At 70.4% G+C, this 23,513-nt stretch carries 23 protein-coding genes; 16 read left to right on the top strand and 7 right to left on the bottom strand.

Features of this window, described 5'->3' with window-relative positions; translation table 11 throughout:
* The first annotated feature begins 185 nt into the window (after window positions 1–185).
* From ABZU75_RS23610 to mnhG, 6 genes are read left to right on the top strand one after another with little or no spacing between them, the layout of a single operon-like run.
* Window positions 186–2,975 (top strand): Na+/H+ antiporter subunit A, encoded by a 2,790-nt coding sequence (locus tag ABZU75_RS23610; RefSeq protein ID WP_355557953.1) that lies wholly within the window; start codon window positions 186–188, stop codon window positions 2,973–2,975.
* On the top strand, window positions 2,972–3,790 hold the full coding sequence (locus ABZU75_RS23615; protein ID WP_355557956.1) for a Na(+)/H(+) antiporter subunit C: 819 nt from the start codon (window positions 2,972–2,974) through the stop codon (window positions 3,788–3,790). The genes ABZU75_RS23610 and ABZU75_RS23615 overlap by 4 nt, the downstream gene beginning before the upstream one ends.
* Complete coding sequence (locus ABZU75_RS23620) at window positions 3,790–5,394, top strand: Na+/H+ antiporter subunit D (RefSeq protein WP_355557959.1); 1,605 nt, start codon at window positions 3,790–3,792, stop codon at window positions 5,392–5,394. The genes ABZU75_RS23615 and ABZU75_RS23620 overlap by 1 nt, the downstream gene beginning before the upstream one ends.
* The gene (locus tag ABZU75_RS23625; RefSeq protein ID WP_355557961.1) at window positions 5,391–5,951 is read left to right on the top strand and encodes a Na+/H+ antiporter subunit E; all 561 of its coding nucleotides are present in this window, start codon (window positions 5,391–5,393) and stop codon (window positions 5,949–5,951) included. The genes ABZU75_RS23620 and ABZU75_RS23625 overlap by 4 nt, the downstream gene beginning before the upstream one ends.
* Entirely contained in the window at window positions 5,948–6,208 is a 261-nt protein-coding gene (locus tag ABZU75_RS23630) for a monovalent cation/H+ antiporter complex subunit F (RefSeq protein ID WP_350929445.1), read from the top strand. Before ABZU75_RS23625 ends, ABZU75_RS23630 begins: the two co-directional genes overlap by 4 nt.
* Before the next feature lie 5 nt (window positions 6,209–6,213).
* Window positions 6,214–6,549 (top strand): monovalent cation/H(+) antiporter subunit G, encoded by a 336-nt coding sequence (gene mnhG / locus ABZU75_RS23635; RefSeq protein WP_350929537.1) that lies wholly within the window; start codon window positions 6,214–6,216, stop codon window positions 6,547–6,549.
* A 274-nt stretch (window positions 6,550–6,823) separates the two neighbouring features.
* Here the strand turns inward: mnhG and ABZU75_RS23640 are convergent, their stop codons facing one another.
* Entirely contained in the window at window positions 6,824–7,915 is a 1,092-nt protein-coding gene (locus tag ABZU75_RS23640; protein WP_355557966.1) for a M20 family metallopeptidase, read from the bottom strand.
* Entirely contained in the window at window positions 7,912–8,982 is a 1,071-nt protein-coding gene (locus ABZU75_RS23645) for a LacI family DNA-binding transcriptional regulator (RefSeq protein ID WP_350956997.1), read from the bottom strand. Before ABZU75_RS23645 ends, ABZU75_RS23640 begins: the two co-directional genes overlap by 4 nt.
* 208 nt (window positions 8,983–9,190) lie before the next feature.
* Between ABZU75_RS23645 and ABZU75_RS23650 the strand changes: the two genes are divergently transcribed.
* The 8 genes from ABZU75_RS23650 (at window position 9,191) to ABZU75_RS23685 (ending at window position 15,883) form a co-directional block, all read left to right on the top strand.
* Window positions 9,191–10,174, top strand: a complete 984-nt coding sequence (locus tag ABZU75_RS23650) for a substrate-binding domain-containing protein (RefSeq protein ID WP_355557969.1) — start codon at window positions 9,191–9,193, stop codon at window positions 10,172–10,174.
* A 17-nt stretch (window positions 10,175–10,191) separates the two neighbouring features.
* Window positions 10,192–10,965, top strand: a complete 774-nt coding sequence (locus tag ABZU75_RS23655) for an ATP-binding cassette domain-containing protein (protein ID WP_355557971.1) — start codon at window positions 10,192–10,194, stop codon at window positions 10,963–10,965.
* Complete coding sequence (locus ABZU75_RS23660; RefSeq protein ID WP_355557974.1) at window positions 10,962–11,963, top strand: ABC transporter permease; 1,002 nt, start codon at window positions 10,962–10,964, stop codon at window positions 11,961–11,963. Before ABZU75_RS23655 ends, ABZU75_RS23660 begins: the two co-directional genes overlap by 4 nt.
* Entirely contained in the window at window positions 11,960–13,012 is a 1,053-nt protein-coding gene (locus ABZU75_RS23665; protein ID WP_355557976.1) for a phosphotriesterase-related protein, read from the top strand. Before ABZU75_RS23660 ends, ABZU75_RS23665 begins: the two co-directional genes overlap by 4 nt.
* A gap of 10 nt (window positions 13,013–13,022) precedes the next feature.
* Window positions 13,023–13,772: a glutamine amidotransferase gene (locus tag ABZU75_RS23670; protein ID WP_355557978.1), complete on the top strand. Its 750-nt coding sequence runs from the start codon at window positions 13,023–13,025 to the stop codon at window positions 13,770–13,772.
* 1 nt (window position 13,773) lies between these two features.
* Window positions 13,774–14,706, top strand: a complete 933-nt coding sequence (locus tag ABZU75_RS23675) for a nucleoside hydrolase (protein WP_030923555.1) — start codon at window positions 13,774–13,776, stop codon at window positions 14,704–14,706.
* A gap of 71 nt (window positions 14,707–14,777) precedes the next feature.
* Complete coding sequence (locus ABZU75_RS23680; RefSeq protein ID WP_355557982.1) at window positions 14,778–14,945, top strand: hypothetical protein; 168 nt, start codon at window positions 14,778–14,780, stop codon at window positions 14,943–14,945.
* A gap of 38 nt (window positions 14,946–14,983) precedes the next feature.
* Window positions 14,984–15,883: a hypothetical protein gene (locus tag ABZU75_RS23685; RefSeq protein ID WP_355557985.1), complete on the top strand. Its 900-nt coding sequence runs from the start codon at window positions 14,984–14,986 to the stop codon at window positions 15,881–15,883.
* Window positions 15,884–15,905: 22 nt separating this feature from the next.
* Here ABZU75_RS23685 and ABZU75_RS23690 read toward each other — a convergent pair whose 3' ends face one another.
* From ABZU75_RS23690 to ABZU75_RS23705, 4 genes are read right to left on the bottom strand one after another with little or no spacing between them, the layout of a single operon-like run.
* Window positions 15,906–17,702 (bottom strand): beta-L-arabinofuranosidase domain-containing protein, encoded by a 1,797-nt coding sequence (locus ABZU75_RS23690; protein ID WP_355557988.1) that lies wholly within the window; start codon window positions 17,700–17,702, stop codon window positions 15,906–15,908.
* Window positions 17,695–18,480, bottom strand: coding sequence for a carbohydrate ABC transporter permease (locus ABZU75_RS23695; protein ID WP_355557991.1), 786 nt, complete (start codon window positions 18,478–18,480; stop codon window positions 17,695–17,697). Before ABZU75_RS23695 ends, ABZU75_RS23690 begins: the two co-directional genes overlap by 8 nt.
* Entirely contained in the window at window positions 18,477–19,409 is a 933-nt protein-coding gene (locus tag ABZU75_RS23700; protein WP_355557994.1) for a sugar ABC transporter permease, read from the bottom strand. The genes ABZU75_RS23695 and ABZU75_RS23700 overlap by 4 nt, the downstream gene beginning before the upstream one ends.
* On the bottom strand, window positions 19,406–20,668 hold the full coding sequence (locus ABZU75_RS23705) for a sugar ABC transporter substrate-binding protein (protein WP_355557996.1): 1,263 nt from the start codon (window positions 20,666–20,668) through the stop codon (window positions 19,406–19,408). The genes ABZU75_RS23700 and ABZU75_RS23705 overlap by 4 nt, the downstream gene beginning before the upstream one ends.
* Window positions 20,669–20,875: 207 nt before the next feature.
* Here ABZU75_RS23705 and ABZU75_RS23710 point away from each other — a divergent pair, with 207 nt between their 5' ends.
* On the top strand, window positions 20,876–21,904 hold the full coding sequence (locus tag ABZU75_RS23710; protein WP_355557999.1) for a LacI family DNA-binding transcriptional regulator: 1,029 nt from the start codon (window positions 20,876–20,878) through the stop codon (window positions 21,902–21,904).
* Between the two features lie 161 nt (window positions 21,905–22,065).
* On the opposite strand, the gene ABZU75_RS23715 is transcribed toward ABZU75_RS23710, so the two are convergent.
* Window positions 22,066–22,188 carry a hypothetical protein gene (locus tag ABZU75_RS23715; protein ID WP_355558002.1) on the bottom strand — a complete coding sequence of 41 codons (123 nt, stop codon included), beginning with the start codon at window positions 22,186–22,188 and terminating at the stop codon, window positions 22,066–22,068.
* A 292-nt stretch (window positions 22,189–22,480) separates the two neighbouring features.
* On the opposite strand from ABZU75_RS23715, the gene ABZU75_RS23720 reads away from it, so the two are divergent.
* A partial coding sequence (locus tag ABZU75_RS23720; protein ID WP_355558005.1) for a transposase occupies window positions 22,481–23,513 on the top strand: 1,033 nt, incomplete at its 3' end.

The following is a 23,513-nucleotide window of genomic DNA, read 5'->3' on the forward strand; positions in this document are numbered from 1 at the left end:
AGCGCTTCCGCGGGCGGCGGTGCCGAGGGGTGTCAATGGCCCTGCCAGCAGGAACGTTCGAGGAGTCGATCATGCCTCGATGAAGGATCTACGGTGTCCGGGTCAGCGGTCCGCGCGTTTGACCAGGCAAACTTACGCCTTTTAGGATCCTGGCGTACGTCTGCCACGACGGGTCACGGGGGAACATGGAGCCGCTGCTGATCCTGCATGCCGTGGCGGCGATGCTCGCTCCGGCGCTGGTGCGCCGCTTCGGCAGGGCCGCGTTCCTCATGCTCGCCGTGCCACCGGCCTGCGGGTTCGGCTACACGATCTGGATCGCCCTGACCGGCATCCCCGTCGAGTCTCACCACGACTGGGCGCCCGGCCTCGGCCTGGGGCTGTCCTTCCGCGCCGACGCGCTGGCCCTGCTCATGATGGCCCTGGTCACGGGCGTGGGCGCGCTGGTCGTGCTGTACTGCTCGCGTTACTTCTCCGCGGGCGCCGAGGGGCTGGGCCGGTTCGCCGGGGTGCTCGTCGCCTTCGCCGGGGCGATGCTCGGGCTGGTGGTCGCGGACGACCTGCTGCTGCTGTACGTGTTCTGGGAGCTGACCACGGTCTTCTCCTACCTGATGATCGGCCACGACCCCGCCAGCAGGACCAGCCGCCGCGCCGCGATGCAGGCGCTGATCGTCACCACGTCCGGTGGCCTGGCGATGCTGGGCGGCATGGTCATGCTCGGCGAGGCGGCGGGAACGTACCGCATCTCGCGGATCGTGCAGAGCCCGCCGTCCGGCGGCCTGGTGGCGGTGGCGGTGGTGCTGATCCTGGTCGGCGCGCTGTCGAAGTCGGCGGTCTTCCCGTTCAGCATGTGGCTGCCCGCCGCGATGGCCGCGCCGACCCCGGTCTCGGCCTACCTGCACGCCGCGGCGATGGTGAAGGCGGGAATCTACCTGCTCGCCCGCCTGGGCCCGGCTTTCGGGGAACTCGCCGCCTGGCGGTGGACCGCCGTACCCCTGGGCCTGCTCACCATGCTGCTCTGCGCCTGGCGGGCGCTGCGCGAGCACGACCTCAAGAAGCTGCTCGCCTACGGCACGGTGAGCCAGCTGGGTTTCCTGACGGTGCTGTTCGGCGCGGGCACCCGCGACACCGCGATCGCCGGGGTCGGGATGCTGCTCGCGCACGCGCTGTTCAAAGCCTCCCTCTTCCTGGTCGTCGGCATCATCGACCACGCCACGGGCACCCGCGACCTGCGAGAGCTGAGCGGCCTGCGGCGCTCGGCGCCGTGGCTGGCCGCGGTCGCCACCGGAGCCGCCGCCTCGATGGCGGGCATCCCGATGTTCCTGGGGTTCGCCGGTAAGGAGGCCGCCTTCGAGTCGCTGCTGACCGGACGGGGCATCGACACGGTGGTGCTCGCCGGAGTCGTCCTCGGGTCGGCGCTCACCGCCGGCTACAGCGCGCGTTTCCTGTGGGGCGCCTTCGCCGCCAAGCCCGGTGTCGAGCCGGTGTCCGTGCACCCCTTCGGCGCCGCGCTGTTCCTGCCGCCCGCGCTGCTCTCCGTGCTCGGCCTCGCCGTCGCCCCGTTCGCCGCACGGTACGGCGAGGCGATGCGGAGCTACACCGACACCTTCCCCGGGCCCGGCCACGGCACCCACCTCGCGCTGTGGAGCGGCGCCCCGGTGCCGCTGCTGCTCTCGGCCGTCGCGCTGGCGGGTGGAGCGCTCCTCTTCCTGGCCAGGAAACCGCTGGCGCGGATCGGGGAGGGCCTGCACGTGATCGACTCCGGCCGGGCCTACTGGGGCCTGGTCCGCGGGCTGGAACGTTTCTCCCTGCAGCTGACCGGCGTCGTCCAGCGCGGCTCGCTGCCCGACTACCTCATGATCGCATTCGTCTCGGTGGCGGCGGTGGGGGTCTTCTCGCTGGCGTACGGCCCCGGACCCGACCTCCGGCTGGACGTGGTGGCCTGGGACCGCATCGAGCAGCCCGTCATCGGCGTGCTCATCATCGCCGCGACGGCCATCGCGCTCAGGGTGCGCTCCCACATCGTGCTCGTGCTGGTGGCCGGCCTGACCGGGTACGGCACGGCGCTGCTCTTCCTCGTCCACGGCGCGCCCGACCTGGCGCTGACCCAGTTCCTCGTCGAGACGCTGAGCCTGGTCGTGTTCGTGCTGGTGCTGCGGAGGCTTCCCCTCGGGCCGAGGGAGGAGCGGGGGCGGCTGTCGTTCGGCGCGCGGCTCACCCTCGGCATCGTGAGCGGTGTCGTGGTGGCGGGGGCCGGCATGTTCGCGATGAACGCGCGGCAGGCGACACCGATCGGCACGCTGATGGCCGAAGCGGCGAAGGAGGCCGGGGCCGCCAACATCGTCAGCGCGCTCCTGGTCGACATCAGGGCCTGGGACACCATGGGGGAGAGCTCCGTGCTCGTCGTGCTCACCCTCGGCATGACCGGCCTGATCTTCCTGCGCAGCCGCTCGTACGCGCCGCAACCCCCGCCGGAGAGAACCGGGGAGGAGCCCCGGACGTACTGGCTGGCGACCACCCTGCCGCCGGGGCAGCGGACGGTGGTCCTCGAGTTCGTGGCCCGGGTGACCTTCCACACCGTGATGCTGGTCTCGGTCTTCCTGCTGTTCACCGGGCACAGCGGGGTGGGCGGCGGGTTCGCCGGAGGCATCGTGGCCGGCCTCGCCCTGGTCCTGCGCTACCTCGCCGGAGGCAGGTACGAGCTGGCCGCCGCCGCACCGGTCGCCCCCGGAGTGATGATCGGGCTGGGGCTCCTGCTGTCCACGCTCACCGCGCTGGTGGGGCTGCTGGGCGGCGCCGGAGTGCTGGACATGCTCTCCGCCGACCTGTACGTCCCGCTGGTCGGCAAGCTGCACCTGTCGACGGTGCTCCTGTTCGACCTCGGGGTCTACATCACGGTGATCGGCATGGTGCGGGACATCCTGCGCAGCCTGGGCGCCGAGCTGGATCGGCAGATCGACGAGGGGGAGGGCCGGTGACCGCGCCCGTGCTGCCGCTCCTGGTGGTCGCCGTGCTCGTGGCCGCGGGGGTCACGCTGCTGCTGGAGAGGAGCCTGGTCCGGCTGCTGGCCGGCGTCATCCTGCTCAGCAACGGGGTGAACCTGCTGATCCTCACCGTGGGCGGGCCGCCGGGAGAACCGCCGATCCTGGGCGCCTCCGACCCGGAGCGGATGGCCGACCCGCTGCCGCAGGCCATGGTGCTCACCTCCATCGTCATCACGCTGGGCGTCACCGCCTTCCTGCTTGCCATGATCCATCGATCCTGGCAGCTCACCGGTGCCGACGAGGTGCAGGACGACACCGAGGACCGCCGGGTGCGGCTGCGCGCCAGGCAAGGCGAGCTGAGCCAGGCCGTGCTCGACCGGCAGGCGGCGTACCAGCGACTGGTCCGCGAGCAGCGCGCCGAGCTGGCCCGGCTGGAGGAGGAACACCACGAGTGGGAGCGCAGGGAGGCCGAGGAACTGGAGCAGCGGATCCTGGACGTCAACGTGGACCTGGGCCACTGGTTGCAGGAGCACAAGAACGACGGCCTGTCCGCCGAGCGGCTCGCCGAGCGTTTCGCCGAGGCCCAGCAGGCGGAGGACGTCTCCAAGGAGGGCCAGGAGAGGCGCCTCCGTGAGGTGCGCGCCGAGTTCGACCGCAGGCAGCGGGAGCAGGCGGCGCGTGAGCGTGAGATCCGCAAGAGGCTCCGCGCCCGCCAGCGCGATGCCCGCAGGCAGATGCGCGCCGCGATCCGGGAGGACCGGGCACGACAGGCCAGGGCGGAAGATCCCGAGCTGGAGGGGGAGGACTGATGGAGGCGCTGATCCCGGTGCCCGTGGTGCTGCCGCTGCTGGCCGTCGGTCTCAAGCTGGCCATCGGCCAGAGGCTGCGCAGGTTGCAGGCGCTCATCAGCGTGGGCACGCTCACGGTGGTGTTGCTCGTGTCGCTGGTCCTGCTGTTCGCGGCGGATCAGCAGGGGCCGCTGGTGGCCCGGGCCGGGGGCTGGGGCGCGCAGATCGGCATCGCGCTCGTCGCCGACCGGCTCTCCACGCTGATGCTGGCGGTCTCCTCCGCGGTGACGCTCTGCGTGATGATCTACTCGCTCTCCCAGTCCTGGGCCGACCAGGAGTACAAGGCCTCACTGTCGATCTTCCACCCGGCTTACTTGATCATGGTCGCCGGAGTGTCGGACGCCTTCCTCTCCGGGGACCTGTTCAACCTCTTCGTCGGGTTCGAGATGCTGCTCGGCGGCTCGTACGTGCTGCTGACCTTCGGCGGGACCGAGTCCCGCATCCGGGCGGGCGCCACCTACACGGTGATAGGACTGGCCTCGTCACTGCTGTTCCTGGTCGCGATCGCGGTGGCCTACGGCGCCACGGGCACCGTGTCGCTGGCGCAGCTGGCCGAGCGCTTCTCGGTGCTGCCCCAGCATGTCAGGCTGCTGGTCGAGTTGACGCTCCTGCTGGTCTTCGTGGTCAAGGCCGCGATCTTCCCGATGTCGGCGTGGCTGCCCGACTCGTATCCGACCGCGCCCGCCCCCGCGACGGCGCTCTTCGCCGGGCTGCTCACCAAGGTCGGCGTCTACTCGATCATCCGGCTGGAGGCACTGCTGTTCCCCGGCGGTCCGGTGGGCGACATACTGATGTGGGCGGCGCTGCTGACCATGCTCGTCGGGGTGCTCGGGGCGGTGGCGCAGACCGACATAAAACGGATGCTCTCCTTCACCCTGGTCAGCCATATCGGCTACATGGTGTTCGGAGTCGCCCTGTTCAGCGTCCAGGGCATGGCGGGTGCCATCTTCTACGTGGCCCACCACATCACCGTGCAGACGAGCCTGTTCCTGGTGACCGGCATGATCGAGCGCCGCACCGGCACCACCTCCCTGGACGGTCTCGGCGGTCTGGCGAAACTGACACCCGTGATCGCGGTGCTCTTCTTCGTGCCCGCGATGAACCTGGCGGGCATCCCGCCGATGTCAGGCTTCCTGGGCAAACTCGGGTTGATCCAGGCGGGAGTGGCGGACGGCGGTCCGATGGCCCTGACCCTGGTCGCCGGAGGGCTGGTGACCAGCCTGCTCACCCTGTACGCGGTGGCCACGACCTGGAACAAGGCGTTCTGGCGGGTGCCGCCCGCGGGAATGGTCACCGAGGGGGGAACCGTGCTGGAGACCCAGGAGGACACCCAGGAGGACGGGGACGGAGCGGACCCGAAGCCCGCCGCCGGGGCCGCCGACGAGGCGATCGTCACCTCCGTCACCATGCCGAAGCTCATGTTCGCCTCCACGGCCGCCCTGGTGGCGCTGGCCCTGTCCTTCACCGTGCTGGCCGGCCCGCTGTCCGCCCTGTCGGAGCGGGCCGCGGAGGAACTGCTGGCCCGCGAACCGTACATCTCCGCGGTGCTCGGCGGTGAGCGGTGAGCGAGCCCCGCCCGACGTTCATGGTGCTGCGGCTGCTGGGCAGGCCCGTGCCGCTGCCGCAGGTGCTCTGGCTGACGCTGATCTGGCTGCTGCTCTGGGGAGACCTGAGCGTGGGCAACGTGCTCGGCGGCCTGCTGGCCGGGCTGGTCCTCGTGTGGCTGCTGCCCCTGCCGATCCAGGACACCGGCATCCGGCTCCACCCTGTCAAGATCCTGCTGTTCCTCATCCGCTTCTTACGGGACATGGTGATCTCCAGCTTCCGGGTGGCCTTCTGGGCGCTGAGACTGGGCAAACCGCCGCCGGTCCAGTTCGTCGAGGTGAGACTGCGCGCCTCGTCGGAGCCGATGGCGGTGCTGGTGACGGTGGCGCTGTCGGCGCTGCCGGGCAGCCTGGTGCTGGAGGCGAACGTCCGGGAGAGAACGCTCCTGCTCCACGTGCTCGGCGTGCCCGGTGACCCGTCGACGGTCAGCCAGGTCACCCAGGATGACGTGACCCGGTTGGAGAACCGCATCGTGGCCGCCTTCGGCACTCGCGCGGATCAGGAGGAGGTGCGATGACGACGGTTTACCTGATCGCTCTGGGACTGCTCGCCGCCGCGGCGGCGATGACGCTCTACCGCCTGGTGCGCGGTCCGACGATGCTGGACCGCGCCGTCGCGCTGGACGTGCTCACCGCCGTCGTCATCTGCGCGATCGGGGCGGGGGCGGCGACCTACCGGGAGTACTCGATGCTGCCCGTGCTGCTGGTGCTCTCCCTGCTGGGGTTCGTCGGCTCGGTCTCGCTGGCCAGGTTCTTCTCCGGGCGTGCCCGGTGACCGCGATGGACGTGGCTGCGGCCGTCTGCCTGCTGCTGGGGGCGACGCTGGCGTTCGCGGCGGGGGTGGGCATGGTCAGGTTCCCCGGCACCCTGGCGCGAATGCACGCGGCGACCAAGCCCCAGGTGCTCGGCCTCCACCTCATCCTGCTCGCCATGTGGCTGCGCGACCCCAGCTGGAAGATCGCCGGCGTCATCATCCTGGTCGCCGTCTACCAGGTGGTGACGGCCGCGGTGGCCGCCTACATGGTGGGAAGGGCCGCCTATCTCACCGCGAAGCCGCAGGACGACGGCGACGACGGCACGGCCGTACCGTCTCCCGGCGACGCTCGCGCCCAGTAGTGCTCTGTCAGGTGTCAGGGAGTCCTCACCGGTTCACCGGACGGTCCCGGCCGTCCGGTGAACGTGGGTGGACATCGCACCGGCGGAGGCGGAGCCGGCAAGCGCAAGGGCCGGAACCCGAGTCCGGCAGGCATCTACCGGGCCTTGGCCGAACACACCAAGCGCGAGGTGTGTCCGGACGTCGTCGCACGGGCCGAGGCTGAGTTCACCGAGCTCCAGGTGCGTGCCTGACCGGCTGCGTTACCGCAGGTCAGGCAAATTCCCCCGATTTTTGTTACGACGGCAACCCCGCCAGGGCGCCGGTGTAGATCTCGACGGCCTCCTCGATCCGGGGAGTCTCGCAGTACTCGTCGGTGACGTGTGCCTGCTCCGGCTCCCCGGGGCCGCAGATCACGGTGGGTACTCCGCCGCAGGCGGCGACCAGCACCGAGGCGTCGGTGAAGTAGCTGGCGGCCGGTCGGTCGCCTGGGGGGCGGGCCCCCGCGGTGAGCAGGGCCCGCACGAAGGGGTCGTCCGGGTCGGTCCACACCGAGGGCAGGTCGGTCAGCACCTCCAGCGAGGTCTCCCCGCCGAGCCTCTCCCGGAGCCGCTCGCGTAGCTCCGCGTGGTCCTGGCCGGTGACCGTGCGTATGTCGACGGTCGCCTCGGCGAGGTCGGGGACGGAGTTCACGTTGATCCCGCCGTGTACGGTCCCCACGTTCGCGGTCGGCGCGCCGAGCCAGGGGTGGGGGGGAACACCGGGATCGAAGCGCTCGACGGCGCCGATGGCGCGGGCCAGCTTGTAGATCGCATTGTCACCCAGGTGGGGCATCGAGCCGTGAGCGGTCCGGCCTTGGGCGGTCGCCTTCAGCCAGAGCGCGCCCTTGTGCCCGAGCAGGGCGCGGTTCGCGGTGGGCTCGGCCACCAGCAGTCCCCGGGATCGGCTGACCAGCCCACGGGCGATCATGTCGATCGCGCCCTCGCAGCCGGTCTCCTCTCCCGCGGTGAGGACGATCTCCAGCGCCACCCGGCGGCCCGGCCCGCGCGCGTGCCGCTCGGCGGCGACGACCAGCGCGGCCACTCCGGCCTTCATGTCGCTCGACCCCCGCCCGTAGAGCCGGTCGCCGTCCACCTCCGCGGCGTGCGGCTCGTGCGTCCATGCCTGGCCGCCCAGCGGAACCGTGTCGAGGTGGCCGGTGAGGGTGACGGGCACGCCCGTTCCCCACCGGGCCACCAGTCCGGTACGGCCGGGCGCGTGGTCGTGCGCCCGCACCTCGAAACCGGCGGCCTCCAGCCTGCGGGCGAGCGGCTCGGCGACCGCGGCCTCGCCACCGCCCACCGAGTCGATCCTGATCAGCTCGCGGGTCAGTTCCACGACGTCGGTCATGTCGTTTCCTTGTCTTCCTGACCGTCCCCGGTCATGGTTCCTCCGGCTCCGGCGGTGACCACGCCCCTGGTCACGGGGCGGCTGGTCTGCCGTACGACGAGCCGGGGGGCGATCGCGATGCGCTGCGCGGGCCGTGGATCGCCCACCCGTACCTGGTTCAGCAGACGTACCGCCTCGGCTGCCATCTCCTCCACGGGCTGGCGCACCGTGGTGAGCGGCGGGTCGCACATCGCCGCGTGGCCGACGTCGTCGAACCCCACCACCGATATCTCCTCGGGAACCCGTACACCGCCGAGCCGCAGTGCCCGCAGCAGGCCGACCGCGATCTCGTCGTTTCCGCAGACCACCGCGTCCGGCAGGGCGTCGCCGGCGAGCAGCGCCTGCCCGGCCTCGAAGCCCCAGGCGAGGGTGAACTCGCCGAGCAGCGGCGGCAGGGAGGCGATCCCGGCACGGGCTGTGGCGAGCTGGAAGCCGGCCAGTCGCAACCTCGCGGAGGAGTTCATCAGGCGGCTGCTGACGAAGACGACGGAGCGTGCTCCTCCGGCGACCACGTGGTCGACCGCCTGGGCCAGCGCCGAGTCGTCGTCCACGCCGACCCAGTCGGCTCCGCCGCCCTCGATGTAGCGGTCCACCTGTACCAGGGGCACCTGCCGGGCGGCGTTCAGCACGGCCGGCGCGCTGGCCTCGAAGTCGCACGGGCTGATGATCAGGCCGTCCACCCGCCGGGCCAGTAGCGTGTTCAGCCTCCGGGCCTCGATCTCGGGTGTGTACAGGGAGGCGCACAGCAGCAGGTCATGTCCGGTCTCCTGGAGCTGATGCTCCACCGACTCGACGATCGTGGTGAAGAACGGGTTGCCGATGCCGGGAACGATCATGCCGATTGTTCCGGTGGTCTGGTCGCGCAGTGCCTTGGCGATGGCGTTCGGCCGGTAGCCCAGCTCGGTGGCGGCCCGGGTGACCCGCTCGGCCACCTCGGCGGTGACCTTGCGACGCCCGGACAGGGCACGCGAGGCCGAGGCCACGGAGACGCCGGCCGCTCTGGCCACGTCGTGGATTGTCACGCCCATGTTGTGTAATCGATTTCCCTGGTCGCGCTGAGGATAACCGGCCGCCTCCCCGTCATGTGAGCTCGCTCATGTGCGGGTTGTTAGAACCATAGAGCGTCCGCGGCCTTACGTCACCTTGACGGGAGTTTGCCCTGGTCGCTACCATCCCCGGACATTGGTAATCGATTACCAACCCCCCGCTGTATCAGCGTCTCGAAAGGCTGATTCGATGGCACGACCGACTCGCTTCACCCGCCTGACCGCCGTCACGGCGATCCTTGCCACCGGCCTGCTGGCCGCGGCATGTGGCGGCACGGACGCCTCCGACACCGCGCCCTCGGCCGACGGCGGAGAAAAGCCGAAGATCGGCCTGGTGCAGATCAACCAGCAGGCGATCTTCTTCAACGAGATGAACGCCGGCGCCCAGCAGGCCGCGAAGGAGGCGGGCGTCGACCTCACGATCTTCAACGCCAACGACGACCCGGTGAAGCAGAACGAGGCCATCGACAACTTCGTCCAGCAGCAGTTCGACGGCGTCATCGTGGTGGCCATCGACGTCGAGGGCATCAAGCCCGCCGTCAAGATCGCCAAGGACGCGGGACTGAAGGTCGTGGCCGTCGACGCGATCGTGGACTCCCCGGCGGTCGACACCCAGGTGGGCGTGGACAACGAGGCCGCGGCCAAGCAGATGGGCACGTTCGTCAACGAGTGGGCCAAGAAGCAGAACGTGGCCGCGCCGAACATCGGCGTGGTCGGCGCGCTCAACTCCTTCATCCAGAACGTGCGCAAGGACGGCTTCAACTCGACCGTCGAGGCGGCCGGCGCCAAGATCGTCCAGACCGTGGACGGGCAGAACAAGCAGGAGGCCGCCCTGGCCGCCGCCGAGAACCTGCTCACCTCGCGCTCGGACCTCACGGCCGTGTACGCCACCGGAGAGCCCGCGCTGCTCGGCACGGTGGCCGCGGTGAAGTCGCAGAACGCGAGCGACCGGGTCAAGGTCTTCGGCTGGGACCTCACCGCGGAAGCGATCGGCGGCATCGACGCCGGCTTCGTCGCCGGAGTCGTGCAGCAGGACCCCAGGACCGAGGGCTACGAGGCGGTCAAGGAGGTCAAGGCGCTGGTCGGTGGCGCGCAGGCCAAGAAGACCATTGATGTGCCCGTCACGATCGTGACCCAGGAAAACGTCGACAAGTACCGTTCCACGTTCAAGTGAGCGGCGGAGAGACCCCTATGACCGACTACGAGGCGACCGGCGCGGACCGTGTGGTCATGCGCGACATCCGCAAACGCTACGGAATGGTCGACGCACTGCGCGGGGCCAATCTGCGGGTCGGCGCGGGCGAGGTGGTGGGACTGGTCGGCGACAACGCCGCCGGCAAGTCCACCCTGATGAAGGTGCTGGCGGGCACCGTCGTGCCGGACTCCGGGCAGATCGTCTTCGATGGCCGCCAGGTGTCCTTCGCCACCCCCCGCGACGCTCGCGAGCTGGGGATCGAGATGGTCTACCAGGACCTCGCGCTCTGCGACGACATCGACGTGGCGGGCAATCTGTTCCTCGGCCGTGAACCGCGCCGGGCCGGTGGCCTGCTGCTGGACATCAAGCGGATGCACCAGGACGCGCGCCGGCAACTCGACGCGCTCAACATCCGGATCCCTCTCACCGACATCCCGGTGGGAGGGCTCTCCGGCGGCCAGCGGCAGGCGGTCGCCATCGCCCGCGCGGTCACCTTCGGCCCCAAGCTGCTCATCCTCGACGAGCCCACGGCCGCGCTCGCCGTCGCCGAGGTCGAGACCGTGCTGGAACTGATCAAGACCGTCTCCTCCCAGGGGGTCTCGGTGATTCTGATCACCCACCGCCTCCAGGACCTGTTCCGGGTCTGCGACCGGCTCTGCGTGATGTACGAGGGGACGCTCCGCGCCGACCTCGACGCCCGCACCACCAGCCTGGAGCGGCTCGTGTCGGAGATCGTCGCCCACGACCAGCCCGAGGGAGCGCGGTCATGACCGTCACCAGTGAGAGGGTGGTCACCACCCGATCGGCCCGGCTCACCGCCCACATCGGCAGCCACGCCCAGACCATCGCCATCGGGGCCGTGCTGGTCCTGCTGCTGATCTTCTTCTCGTTCTCCGCCGACCGCTTCGCCAGCGTCGGCAACCTGCTCAACCTGATCCGGCAGATCTCCCCGACCCTGATCGTCGCGGTCGCGATGACCTTCGTGATCAGCACCGCCGGCATCGACCTGTCGGTCGGCTCGACGGTCGCGCTGTCCGGATCGTTGCTGGCGATCGTCCTGCAGCAGGGCTGGGACCCTACCCTCGCGCTCATCGCGATCCTCGCGCTCGGCGCGGCGATCGGGTTCGTCAACGGCTGGTTCTCCTCCTACCAGGGCATCCCGGCGTTCATCGTCACCTTGGCCATGCTCTCGATCCTGCGGGGCACCGCCCTGCGCGCGACCGAGGGGTACTCCACTCCGATCGACGGTGAGTTGTGGATCGTCCAGCTCGGCCAGGGCCGCATCGCCGGAGTGCCGGTGCCGGCCATCCTCGCCATGGTGATCGCGCTGCTCGGCTGGCTGGTCCTGACACGCACGCCGTTCGGCCGCTACGTGGTCGGTCTCGGCTCCAACGGTGAGTCGCTGCGCCGTACCGGTGTGAACACCCGCAGGGTCGGGCTCACCGTCTACGTGCTGGCCGGCCTGGCCGCCGCGCTTGCCGGGGTGCTGATCGCCACCCGGCTCAGCTCCGGGTCGTCGAACGCGGGCACCGGGTTCGAGCTGGAGGTCATCACGGCCGTCGTGCTCGGCGGGACCAGCCTGTTCGGCGGACGGGCCAGCATGCTCGGCACCATCTTCGGCGCGCTCACCCTCGGCGTCATCGCCAACGGCCTGGTGCTGCTGCACGTCTCGCCGTTCTACGTGCAGATCGTGCAGGGCAGCATTCTCCTGCTGGCCATCTTCGCCAACAACAAAATGTGGGCGAGGTTCGGCGCGGTGCGGAAATGACCGGCCGGGCCGACGCGACCGCGACCACGGTGCTCGGCGAGGTGCCCGTCACCGAGCTCGGCATCACTCTCTGCCACGAGCACCTGCGCAACGACGGCGCCAGCGCCTGGCACCCCGCCCCCGAGGGCGACGCCGAGGGTGAGCTGATCGCCGGCTCGCCGGTGCGGATGGAGTTCCTCGGCCGGCTGAGGCTGGACCCCTACCTCTCCCGCGACAACGTGTCCCTGGACGACACCGGTGTGGCGATCGAGGAGGTGGCCCGATTCGCGGCCCGTGGGGGCCGCACCGTGCTGGACGTCACCCCGGAGGGCATCGGCCGCGCTCCGGCGGAGCTGGTCCGCATCGCCCGTGCCACCGGCCTGAACATCGTGATGGGCTGCGGCTTCTACCTGGAGCGCACCCACCCGGCCCGGGTTCGCGGCATGAGCGCCGCCGACGTCGCCGACGAGATCGAGCGAGATCTGGTCGACGGCGCCGGGGGAGTACGTGCCGGGGTGATCGGGGAGATCGGGATCTCCCCGGACTTCACCCCGGCCGAGGAGAAGGTGCTCCGCGGCGCCGCCCGAGCCCAGGCCCGCACCGGCGCGCCGCTCTCGGTGCACCTGCCCGGGTGGGTACGGCACGGCCACCGGGTGCTCGACGTCGTCGCCGAGGAGGGCGGCCTCCTCACGGCCACCGTGCTGTCACACCTGAACCCCAGCCTGCGTGAGCGCGACCACCAGGTATCCCTTGCCGCCCGGGGGGCCTACCTCGGATACGACATGTGCGGCATGGACTACCTCTACCCCGGCGAGGGCCAGTCGCCGTGCGACGAGGAGAACGCCGCCGCCGTCGCCCGGCTGGTCCGTGCCGGCCTGGGCGGCCGGTTGCTGCTCTCCCAGGACGTGTTCCTCAAGACCATGCTGGTCCGGTACGGCGGAACCGGCTACGCGCACATCCTCACGCATTTCGTGCCGCGCCTGCACCGCCACGGGCTGACCCCCGAGGAAACCGACCGGCTGCTCGTCGCCAACCCGCGCGAGCTCTTCACCACCCCGAAGATCCCCTGAAGGAGACAATATGACCCGCGTGCTGGTCGCCGGCGAGTCGTGGATGAGCGTGTCGACCCACTACAAGGGGTTCGACGCGTTCACCACGACGACCTACCACACCGGCTTCGAGCCGCTGCGCGACGTACTGGTGGCAGACGGCATCGAAGTCGACCATCTACCCGCGCACGACGTGCCCAAGCTGTTCCCCGGGACGTTCGAGGAACTGGCGGCCTACGACGTCGTCGTGCTCTCCGACATCGGCGCCAACAGCATCCTGCTGCACCCCGATACCTGGCTGCACAGTAGGAAGTCGGAGAACCGGCTCGACCTGCTGGCGAGCTGGGTGGAGCAGGGCGGCGGCCTGGCGATGGCCGGTGGCTATCTCAGCTTCCAGGGCATCGAGGCGAAGGCGGCCTTCCGCGGCACCCCCGTGGAGCGGGTGCTCCCCGCCCGGATCTCTCCCTACGACGACCGGGTGGAGGCCCCGCAGGGTCTTCCGGGCGTCGTCGTCGATCCGACCCATCCCATCGTGGACGGGCTGCCCTCCGACTGGCCCGACCTGCTCGGCTACAACCGCTTCGAGGTCCCCGAGGACGCCCGGCTGCTCGCCACCGTCGGCGCCGACCCGCTGCTCGCCGTACGGCAGGCGGGGGCGGGCCGCACTCTCGCCTGGGCCTCCGACATCGCCCCGCACTGGTGCCCCGAGGAGTTCGTCACCTGGGATGGTTACCGCACCCTCTTCACCCGGGCCGTGCGCTGGCTGGCGAAGGAGATCTGACATGCCGATCCCGGTGATTCTCGACTGTGATCCGGGGCACGACGACGCCCTGGCCATCCTGCTGGCGGTGGCCGACCCGGCGATCGACCTGCGCGCGGTCGCCACCGTCGCCGGCAACCAGACCGTGGCGAAGACCGCCCTCAACGCGCGGCGGATGCTCAGCCTGGCGGGGGTGACCGGGGTGCCGGTCGCGGCCGGTTGCGACCGGCCGCTCGCCGGCCCGCTGGAGATCGGCGACTATGTGCACGGGGAGAGCGGGCTGGACGGCCCGGCCTTCGGCGAGCCCGACGTGCCCCTCGATCCGCGCCACGGTGTCGAGCTCATCCACGACACGCTCGCCGCCGCCGACGAACCGGTGACGGTCGTGGCCATCGGGCCGCTGACCAACATCGCCACGCTGCTGCGCCGCCATCCCGGCGACCGCGACCGGATCCGCGAGATCGTGATCATGGGTGGTTCCACCGAGCGCGGCAACCACACGCCCTACGCCGAGTTCAACATCTACGCCGACCCGGAGGCCGCGGCGGAGGTGCTCGGCAGTGGCATCCCGACCACCTGGGTGGGGCTCAACGTCAGCCACCAGGCGCTCGTCACCACAGACGTGCTCGACCGCATAGCCGCGCTCGGCACCCCGCTGGCCCGTGTCTGCGTGGAACTTCTCACCTTCTTCGGCTCCAGCTACCACCAGACCTGGGGATTCGAGGCGCCCCCGCTGCACGATCCGATCACCGTCGCCTACCTGATCGATCCCGCGGTCCTCACGCATGTCCGGGTGGGTCTGCGGGTCGAGCTGGATGGTGAGCACACCCGGGGCGCCACCGTGGCCGACCTGCACGGCCGGATGGACTGGGAGCCCAACGCGAACGTCGGAACCGTACTCGACCGGGACCGGTTCTGGGACATCATGATCGGCGCGATCGACACTCTCGGCTGACGCTCGGACACCGGCCGGGGCCGCCGCGCGGTCTTCGGCCGCCCGCGTGACACGTGGGCGGCCGAAAAGCGATGCCGTTCCCCAGCGGGCCGGTGCGCGACCTGATCATGCTGGCCGGGGTGCTCGGGGCGGTGGCGCAGACCGCTGTCGAACGGATGCTCTCCTTCACCCCGCTCGGCCACATCGGCGTACCTCGCCGTGTCACCGCAGGACGACGGCACGGCGGTAGCGCCCGGTGACGCTCGCGCCTAAGGATCTCCCGGCGTACCGTGTCGGTATGCGTGAGGGACGTGCGGAGGACGCGAGGACCGAGGCCAGACGACTGATCCGTGACCTACTGGGCGAGGAGCGGCCGGACGCCGCCCTGCTGCTGGGCGAGGCGGGAGCGGCGCTGGGCGCCGGCCGTGTCGCGCGTTCCGTCGAGCTCGCCCGAGGCGCCCCCCTCACCCGCAGATCCACCGAGCTCGCCGCGCTGGCCGCCCTGCTGGTCGGAACCCGCGAGCTCGGCGAGCGGTGGTGGCGGCGCGAGCGCGGCGGCAAGCTGCCCGCGCCGGACGAGGTGCTGTGGAGCTCCACCGCGATCGAACCGTGGACCGACCTGACGGTTCTGGAGATGCTCGCCGCCTGGATCGCCGACGACGCGGCGGACGAGACCTGGGGCCGCCCCGCCGCCGTCACCGATCTCAACTCCTGGCAGGCCGAGGACCGGGTCGAACTGCCACCCGACGCGCGCCCCGGCCAGCGGATCGTGGTCTCCTTCGACGCGGGCGGCCGCCTCGACGCGCTGGTGCTGCGCCGGGCGGACGACGAGCTCGGTTCCAACCTCGACTTCGACTCCCTGCGCTACTCCCGTCCCGCCGAGGCCCAGTGGAGCTGGGGCGTCGCCGCGGGGCTGGGCCCGCACCGGCTGGACGAGCATCCCGACCCGTACGAGCAGCCGGTCGACACCGAGGCCGCCGAGACCCTGCACACCTGGGCGCTGCGCCAGGGCGCCTCCGCGGAACAGGCGGGTGCGGTCTGGCGCAACAGGGGCGACGTCATCGCCGCCATCGAGCGGATCGACTGGATGTGGCGCAGCGGCGAGTGGTTCGCCTGGTGGCGCGGGGTCTCGGCCCTGGTCGACGGCGAGCCGGAGCAACTGGCCGCCCGGCTGAGGGAGATCGCCGACGCCTCCTAGATGACCGCCTGCGGCGTGGAGATCAGGTCAGCGGCAGCCACACGCGCATGCTCGCGGGGCCCCGGTTGCCCCAGCGGTGATAGGGGACCAGCCGCAGGGACGTCTGCCGGCCCGCGGCCGCCCGCCGATCGGCCCGGTACGGCCAGGCGTCGTCTTCCGGGGCCGTCAGGCAGGCCGGGACGTCCAGTTCGACGGTCCCGTCGACGTGCCGCTCGACCGGCGTGAGGGGTTCCACCGTGACCTGCGCCAGCGGAGGCTCGTCGCCGGTGGACTCGGCGCAGTAGACGAGCGGGCCGCGTTCGACGGCGGCGCACCCGCGGACCGCGTCCACCCGCCGGTCGGGGAAGGTCCAGCGGGGCCGCATCGGCAGGTCGAGCCGGATCCGGTCTCCCGGCCGCCAGTCGGCCTCGGCCGTGGCGTAGCCGGGCTCGGCCGGACGCGACACGCCGCCGTAGCTCAGGGTCGCGCCCTGAGCCCAGGGCGGTACGCGCAGCGAGATCCGGCCGGCCCGGCCCTCGACGACGTGCGCGGTCACCGTGCCAGACCAGGGGTAGTCCGTCTCGATCCGGAGCGCGAGACCGTCGTGGCGGATCTCGCCGGGCGTGTAATGGTGGATGCGCAGGGCGTCGCCGTCCGCCGCGGCCAGGTAAGCGGGGAGCGAGGCGAGGGTACGGGCGATGTTGTTGGGGCAGCACGACACGTCGAACCAGGGCGAGCGCAGGCCCCCCTCGGAACCGTGGTTGACCCCCTCGCGGGGCTCGGCCGGGACCCGTACCTGCAGCGGGTTGACATAGAAGAACGAGCGCCCGTCCAGCGCCACCGCCGTGGCGAGCACGTTGTACATGGTCCGCTCGGCCAGGTCGGCGTAGCGCACGTCGCCGGTGGCCAGCAGCAGCCGGTGCGACAGCATGATCGAGGCGATGCAGGCGCAGGTCTCGGAGTAGGCGCGGTCGGCCGGCAGCTCGAAGTCCTCGCCGAAGGCCTCGTCCGAGTGGTGCGAGCCCACCCCGCCGGTCAGGTGGACGCGCCGGGCGACGGTGCGCTCCCACTGTGTCTCGACCGCCCGCAGCAGCTCCGTGTCACCGGTCTCGACGGCCACGTCCACCGTGCCGCAGGCGAGATAGAGGGCGCGCACCGCGTGCCCGCGGAACACCCGCGCCCGCCGCACGGGCAGATCGTCCTGGAAGTACGCGGGATGGAACTGGATCTCGCCGAGGGCGGGCCTGCCGCGCCGCTCGACGAACCTGCGGGCCATCTCCAGGTAGCGCTCGGTCCCGGTGACGCGGTACAGCTCGACCAGCGCCGTCTCCACCACGGGATGACCGCAGGTCTCCTCGGTGTCCATGAAGCGGGCGCAGACGTGGTCGGCGGCCCGGCGGACCACCTCGGTCAGCGTGTCCTCGCCGTGCGCGCGGAGCCGGGCGACGCCTGCCTGGATCAGGTGGCCGTAGCAGTACAGCTCGTGGCCCCACTCGAAGTCGGTGTAGCGCCGCCCGCTCCAGCGGGTGTTGAGGTAGCCGTCCTCCTCCTGCGCCCGCGCCACGGTCGCGGCCAGCTCGTCCAGGGCGGGGTGGTCCGACCAGGCCATCCCCTCCAGCAGCTTGTAGATCTCCGAGTCGGAGAACTCCCGGCCCCGGCGGGGAGTCACGCCGCGGAAGTTGCCGATCCAGCCGACCCGTTCCATCCACTCCTGGCAGTGGGCGATGACGACCTCGCGGTTGAGCGCCATCCGGTCGCCCCAGAAACCCGGGGTGAGCCGTACGGCATCGAGGCCGAGCGGGGACAGTACCCCCGCCGAGGGCATGACGGGACTAACCACGCAGGGCTCCTGACATGAATCCGCGCACGTAGTGGCGCTGGAGGACGATGAAGAGGATCAGGCAGGGCACGGCCATGACCATGACGCCGGCCTGCAGCATGCCGTAGTCGACGGCGCCGAACGTGCGCTGGGTCATGCTGACCACGGCCACCGGCAGGGTGAAGTTCGCACCGTCGTTGAGCAGGATGAGCGGGGCGAAGAAGTCGTTCCACGAGGCCAGGAAGGCGAACAGGCCGACCGTGACCAGGGCGGGCCGCACCGCGCGCAGCAGGATGCGGGCGAAGGCGCGGAACGTGCCGCAGCCGTCGACGAGGGCGGCCTCCTCCAGCTCGCGCGGGATCGCCTCGAAGGCGTTGCGCATCATGAACAGCGCGAACGGCAGCTGGAACATCACGAAGACGAGCGCGAGCCCGATCAGCGAGTTCTGCAGCCCGATGTAGCCGAGCAGGACGTAGAGCGGGATCAGGATGGTCGCGTACGGCACCATCAGGATCGCCAGCGTGGCGAGGAAGAGCAGGTTCTTGCCGGGGAAGTCGAAACGGGCGAAGGCGTAGCCGCCCAGGGCGGAGACGCCCAGCGTGCCGGCGACGGTCATCGCCGAGACCAGCACGCTGTTGGTCAGGTAGGTGCCGACGCCCTCGCCGAAGCGGGCCATCTCCAGGTAGTTCCCGGCCCCGCCGTCGAAGGAGGACCAGCCGCTCCACAGCAGGGGGAACAGGAAGAGCACCGCCAGGGCCGACATCGTGGTGTAGTAGGGCGTTCTCACCGGTCTGCTCACTTCGACCTCCCGAGCACCCGCATCTGCAGGGCGTTGAGCGCGACCAGGGCGACCAGCAGCACGACGGACAGCGCCGCGGCGCCGCCCAGATCGAAGCGGAAGAACGCGTCGCGGTAGACGACCATGACCATGGAGACCGTGCTGTTGTCCGGGCCGCCGTTGGTGAAGATGAAGAACTGGTCGAAGGCGAGCAGGGAGCCGGTGACGCTGAGGACGAGCATCAGCGCGAGCGTGGGACGGAGCAGCGGCAGCGTGATCCTGGTGAAGATCTGCCAACGGCTGGCGCCGTCACTCCTGGCCGCCTCGTAGACCTCGACCGGGATCGACTGCAGCCCGGTGAGCAGGATGAGCATGTTGAACCCGGCGAACCGCCACAGCACCAGCGCGATCGTGGAGAACAGCGCCATGTTCGGGGTTCCGGTCCACCGCACCGGCTCGTCGGTGAGGCCCAGGGCCCGCAGGATCGGGTCGATCGGCCCGAAGTCGTTGTTGAGCATGCCGTAGAAGAGCAGCGCCGCCGCGGCGAAGCCGACCGCACCCGGCAGGAAGAACGCGGTACGGAAGAAGCCGACACCGGGCCTGCGCTCCTGCACCAGCAGGGCCAGGCCGAGCGCCACGGCCGACAGCAACACGGTCGTGATGGCGGTGTACTTCAGCGTGAAGCCCACCGCGTCGAGGAAGAGGGGATTGTCGGCGATCTTGAGGTAGTTGTCCGGCGCGTTGAACGTCGCCCGGCCGAGCAGCGGCCAGCGGTTCAGCGACATCCAGACGACCAGTGCCAGCGGTGCCAGGAACAGCACGCCGACGATCAGGGCGGTCGGGGCCGCGTAGACCCAGCCCTGCGCCCGCCGGGTCCGCCACCAGGGGGGCGGTGCCGGGACGACTCCCCGCACCGCCTTCCCGTCATGCCTGGTCAGTGTCACCGTCATTGCTGCAGCGACTTGGTGATCTCGGAGTTGAGCTGGGCGACCTTGCCCGCGTCGCCGAACACGGCCTCTCTGGCCAGGCGCAGCCACGGCCCCTGCGGGTCGTTGAAGGTCTGCCCGAACCGCAGCGCGTACGGCGTCTGTCCCTTGGCGACCATGGAGTTCATCAGCACCACCCTCGGGTCCTGGGCGGAGTACTTGTTGTCGGCCAGATCGGTGCGGGCTGGAATGTCCTTGTTCTTGGCCATGACCTCGACCTGTGCCTCGTCGGAGACCGTCCAGGACAGGAAGTCCCAGGCGGCGTCGGCGTTCTCGCTGGTCGACGAGATGCCGACCGAGTCGCCGCCGACGAAGGTGGACTCTCCGCCGTCGGGGCCGGCGATGGGCGCGACGCCGACCCTCATCTCCTTCGGTATCGAGCCGAGCGTGGTCGAGGGCATCGGCATCACGCCGATCTCCCCCTTGGGGAAGAAACCGGTCCAGGTCGGTCCCTGCTCCTCCTTGGCGGTCGGGCCGGTGACGCCCTTGGCGTAGAGGTCGCGGTAGATCTTGAACACGTCCGTCATGGCGGCCTGGTCGTTGAGCGAGGTCGTGCCCTCGGTGTCCATGACCTGGGCGCCCGAGGCCCACACCGACGGCCAGAAGGTGAACACGTAGCAGCCGCCGCAGTTGCCGCCGAAGAAGGTGCCGTGCACCTTGCCGTCCTTGCCGAGCTTCTCGTCGACGACCGTGGCCTGCTCGGCGAACTCCTTCAGCGTCGTGGGCCCCTTCTCGGGGTCCAGCCCGGCCTTCTCGTACAGGTCCTTGTTCCAGAACCAGACGGACAGGTCCAGGGTGTGCGGGAGCGTGTACGAGCGGCCGTCCAGTGTGCCCAGCCTGATGTGCGAGGGGGCGAGCTTGTCCTTGTAGGGCAGTGCGGCGATGCGGTCGCTGATGTCCAGGTACAGGCCCTGCGAGGTGTAGTTGGGGACGAAGATCACATCTGCCGCGAACACGTCGGGCAGCTGCTTCGCCCCGGCCGCGGCCGCGATGCGCGGCTGGTAGTTGTCCGTCGGGATGACCGTCAGCTTCACCTGGTTCTTGTGGCTCGCGTTGTACGCCTTGACCAGCCGCTCGCTCTGCGCCTGCGTCGCGGCGCGCGTCCACATGGTGATCGTGGTGGCCTCATCGGCGGGAGCGGCGGTTTTCTCGCTCCCGCCGCAGGCCGCCGCTGTTGTTAGCGCTAACAATACGATGGCGGTCATCCCGACGCGTGGCTGCATGGTCTTCTCCTCTTCCGGCATCCCCCGCGACGCACGAAATTGAACTAAAAGGTTTTCGGAAACGTAAAAGAAACATCAGACCGTGTCAATCCCCTGCTAGCAGGAGGCTGACCTTGCTGTTGGGTGAGAGTGAGGGCTACCCTCTGGGGGGCCACCATCGCGATGGCCGATCCTGCTGACAAGGTGTAAAGAAAAGGATTTCGTCAGATGGCTGGCAGGCGGTCACGTGCGGTGACCATCAGTGACGTGGCCTCGCTGGCCGGCGTGTCGATCGCCACCGTGTCCAAGGCACTCAATGGGAAGGACAACGTCAGGGCCGACACCCGGCAGCGCGTGCTCGAAGCGGCCGAACAGCTCTCCTTCCGGCCGAACGCGCTCGCCAAGAACCTGCTGACCGGGCAGAGCCGTACGGTCGGCCTGTTGACCAGCGACAGCGCCGGGAGATTCGGGATCCCCGTCCTTCTCGGCGCGGAGAACGCCTTCGGCGCGGGGGAGATGGCGGTGATGCTCTGCGACGCCCGCGGCGACGTCATCCGCGAGCAGCACCACATCCGCATGCTCCTGTCCCGGCGGGTCGACGGCCTGATCGTGGTGGGGGAGAGCACCAACCCGCGCCCCTCCATCAGCCGTGACCTGCCGGTTCCCGTGGTGTACGCCTACGGTCCCTCCGACGACGCCGACGATGTCTCCTTCGTGCCCGACGACGTGGGCGGCGCGATGCTCGCCGTACGGCACCTGCTGGCCACCGGGCGGCGCAGGATCGCCCATGTCACCGGTCCCACGGACTACAAGGCCGCGATCGACAGGGCCGAGGGCGTGCGGCGAGAGCTCGCCGAGGCCGGTCTCGAACAGGCGGGCGAGACCCTCTTTGGTGCCTGGTCCCAGCGGTGGGGGCGGCAGGCGGCCGAGATGCTGCTGATGGCGCAGCCCGACCTCGACGCGGTGTTCTGCGGCAGTGACCAGATCGCCGCGGGCTTCATGGAGACGGCCAGGGAGCGCGGCCGGCGCCTGCCCGCGGACATCGCGGTGATCGGCTACGACAACTGGGAGGTGCTGTCGGCCGAGACCCGCCCGCTGCTCACCAGCGTCGACCCGAACCTGGAACGGCTGGGGCACACGGCCGCGCAACACCTGTTCGCCGCCATCGACGGGAAGGTCGCCCCCGGCATCCACACCATGCCCTGCCGGCTCGTGATCCGCGACTCCACCGCACCACCCGGCCCTTCACCGGGCTGAGCAGGCTGTCCTACACGCCGAACGCCAGCGCCAGATTGCACGTCGTGGCGGTGCCGACCACCCGGGCCCCGGTCGACGCAGTTCACTGGGGTCGGTGGCACCGGAGAGACGGAAGGCGGGGGATCGGCAGCCGCGAGGGTTCTCGTGCCCGAGGGCGGAACTCATCCGCGGCCGGGTCCGGCGCGTAGCGCGTCGACGGTGACCCGGGCGGCCTGGCCGATCGCCAGGTCGACGTCGATGCGCCGGGTCGCGTGCAGCTGCTCGGTCCTGGCGAACAGCGCCACCGCGTACCTCCCGCCGCGGGGATACTCGGCGAACCCCGGGACACCGCCGACGACGCCCGAGACGGCACCGTCGCTCGGGCCTCGTCCCTGGTCCGTCGTCTACCTCGAAGTCGGCGCGGACCTCGCGCATGAGTTCCTCGCAGCGGGCCGGCATCGGGTCGGTGAACCCCCCACGCCGGTACTTCGTCACGAACACCACGCGTGCGTGGAGGTTGCAGGCAACATGGCGTCCGGTGCGTATCTCGGGTTGGATTCCACGGTGGTGACGTAAACCGAAGGATACGATCACGGTGTGGAGTTGGTGAGGCAGGTTCGTGCGCACGTGGCGCGACTCGATCTGGGCGCGGAGCAGGTGGCTGTGCTGGACGCTCAGGCGCACACCGCCCGCGCGCTGTGGAACCTGCTGCATGAGTACTTCACCTTCCGCCAGGGCCGGTTCGCGACGTTGAAGGACTGCGACGCGGCGATCCGCACAGCCCGCCACGAGATCGACTGGATGGGACAACTACCCGCCCAGGCGGCGCAGGCAGTGCTGAGAACGTATCGGCAGGCGTGGGCGAATTTCTTCAACCCCGACCATCCGGCCAAGCGGCCCACGTTCAAGGGCCGCCTACGGACCCGGTTGGCCGTGGACGTCCCGCAGGCCCGCGATCTGCAGATCAAGCGGATCAACCGGCGCTGGGGCGCGATCAACCTGCCCAAGGTCGGGCGGGTACGGTTTCGGTGGACCAAGGACCTGCCCGGCCTCACCAGGGGCGGTGCCGCCGGGCGGATCACCGGGGCACGGCTGGTCAAGGACGCCCACGGCTGGCAGGTCGTGTTCCGCACCGAGACCCTGGCCGAACCCGCTGCCGCCCACCAGGGCCCGTGGATCGGCATCGACCGGGGCATCACCGTCGCCCTGGCCCTGTCGGACGGCACCATGCGTGAGCACACCCCCTGGCTTCGCAACGGCGAGAAAGAACACCTGCGCCGACTGGAGAAGAAAGCGGCCCGCCAGCGGCGCACCCGGCCTCGCGCTGAGCCGGCCTCGCATCGGCTGGCCCGCACCTACGACCAGATCGCCCGGCTGCGCGCGAGAGCCAAGCGCCGAGCCGTCGACTGGCAGCACCAGACCACCACCGAACTCGCCGCCACCTTCGGCGTGGTCGTGGTGGAGGACCTGAAGATCACGAACATGGTCCGCTCGGCCAAAGGTACGGTCGAGGCCCCCGGCGTGAACGTCGCGCAGAAGGCCGGGCTGAACCGCTTGATCGCCGGGCAGGCGTGGGGCCGGACGGTCACCCTGCTGGAGTACAAGACCTCCGAGCGGGGCGGCCAGGTGG

The sequence above is a fragment of the Streptosporangium sp. NPDC005286 genome, assembly GCF_040607515.1.
Lineage (GTDB): Bacteria > Actinomycetota > Actinomycetes > Streptosporangiales > Streptosporangiaceae > Streptosporangium.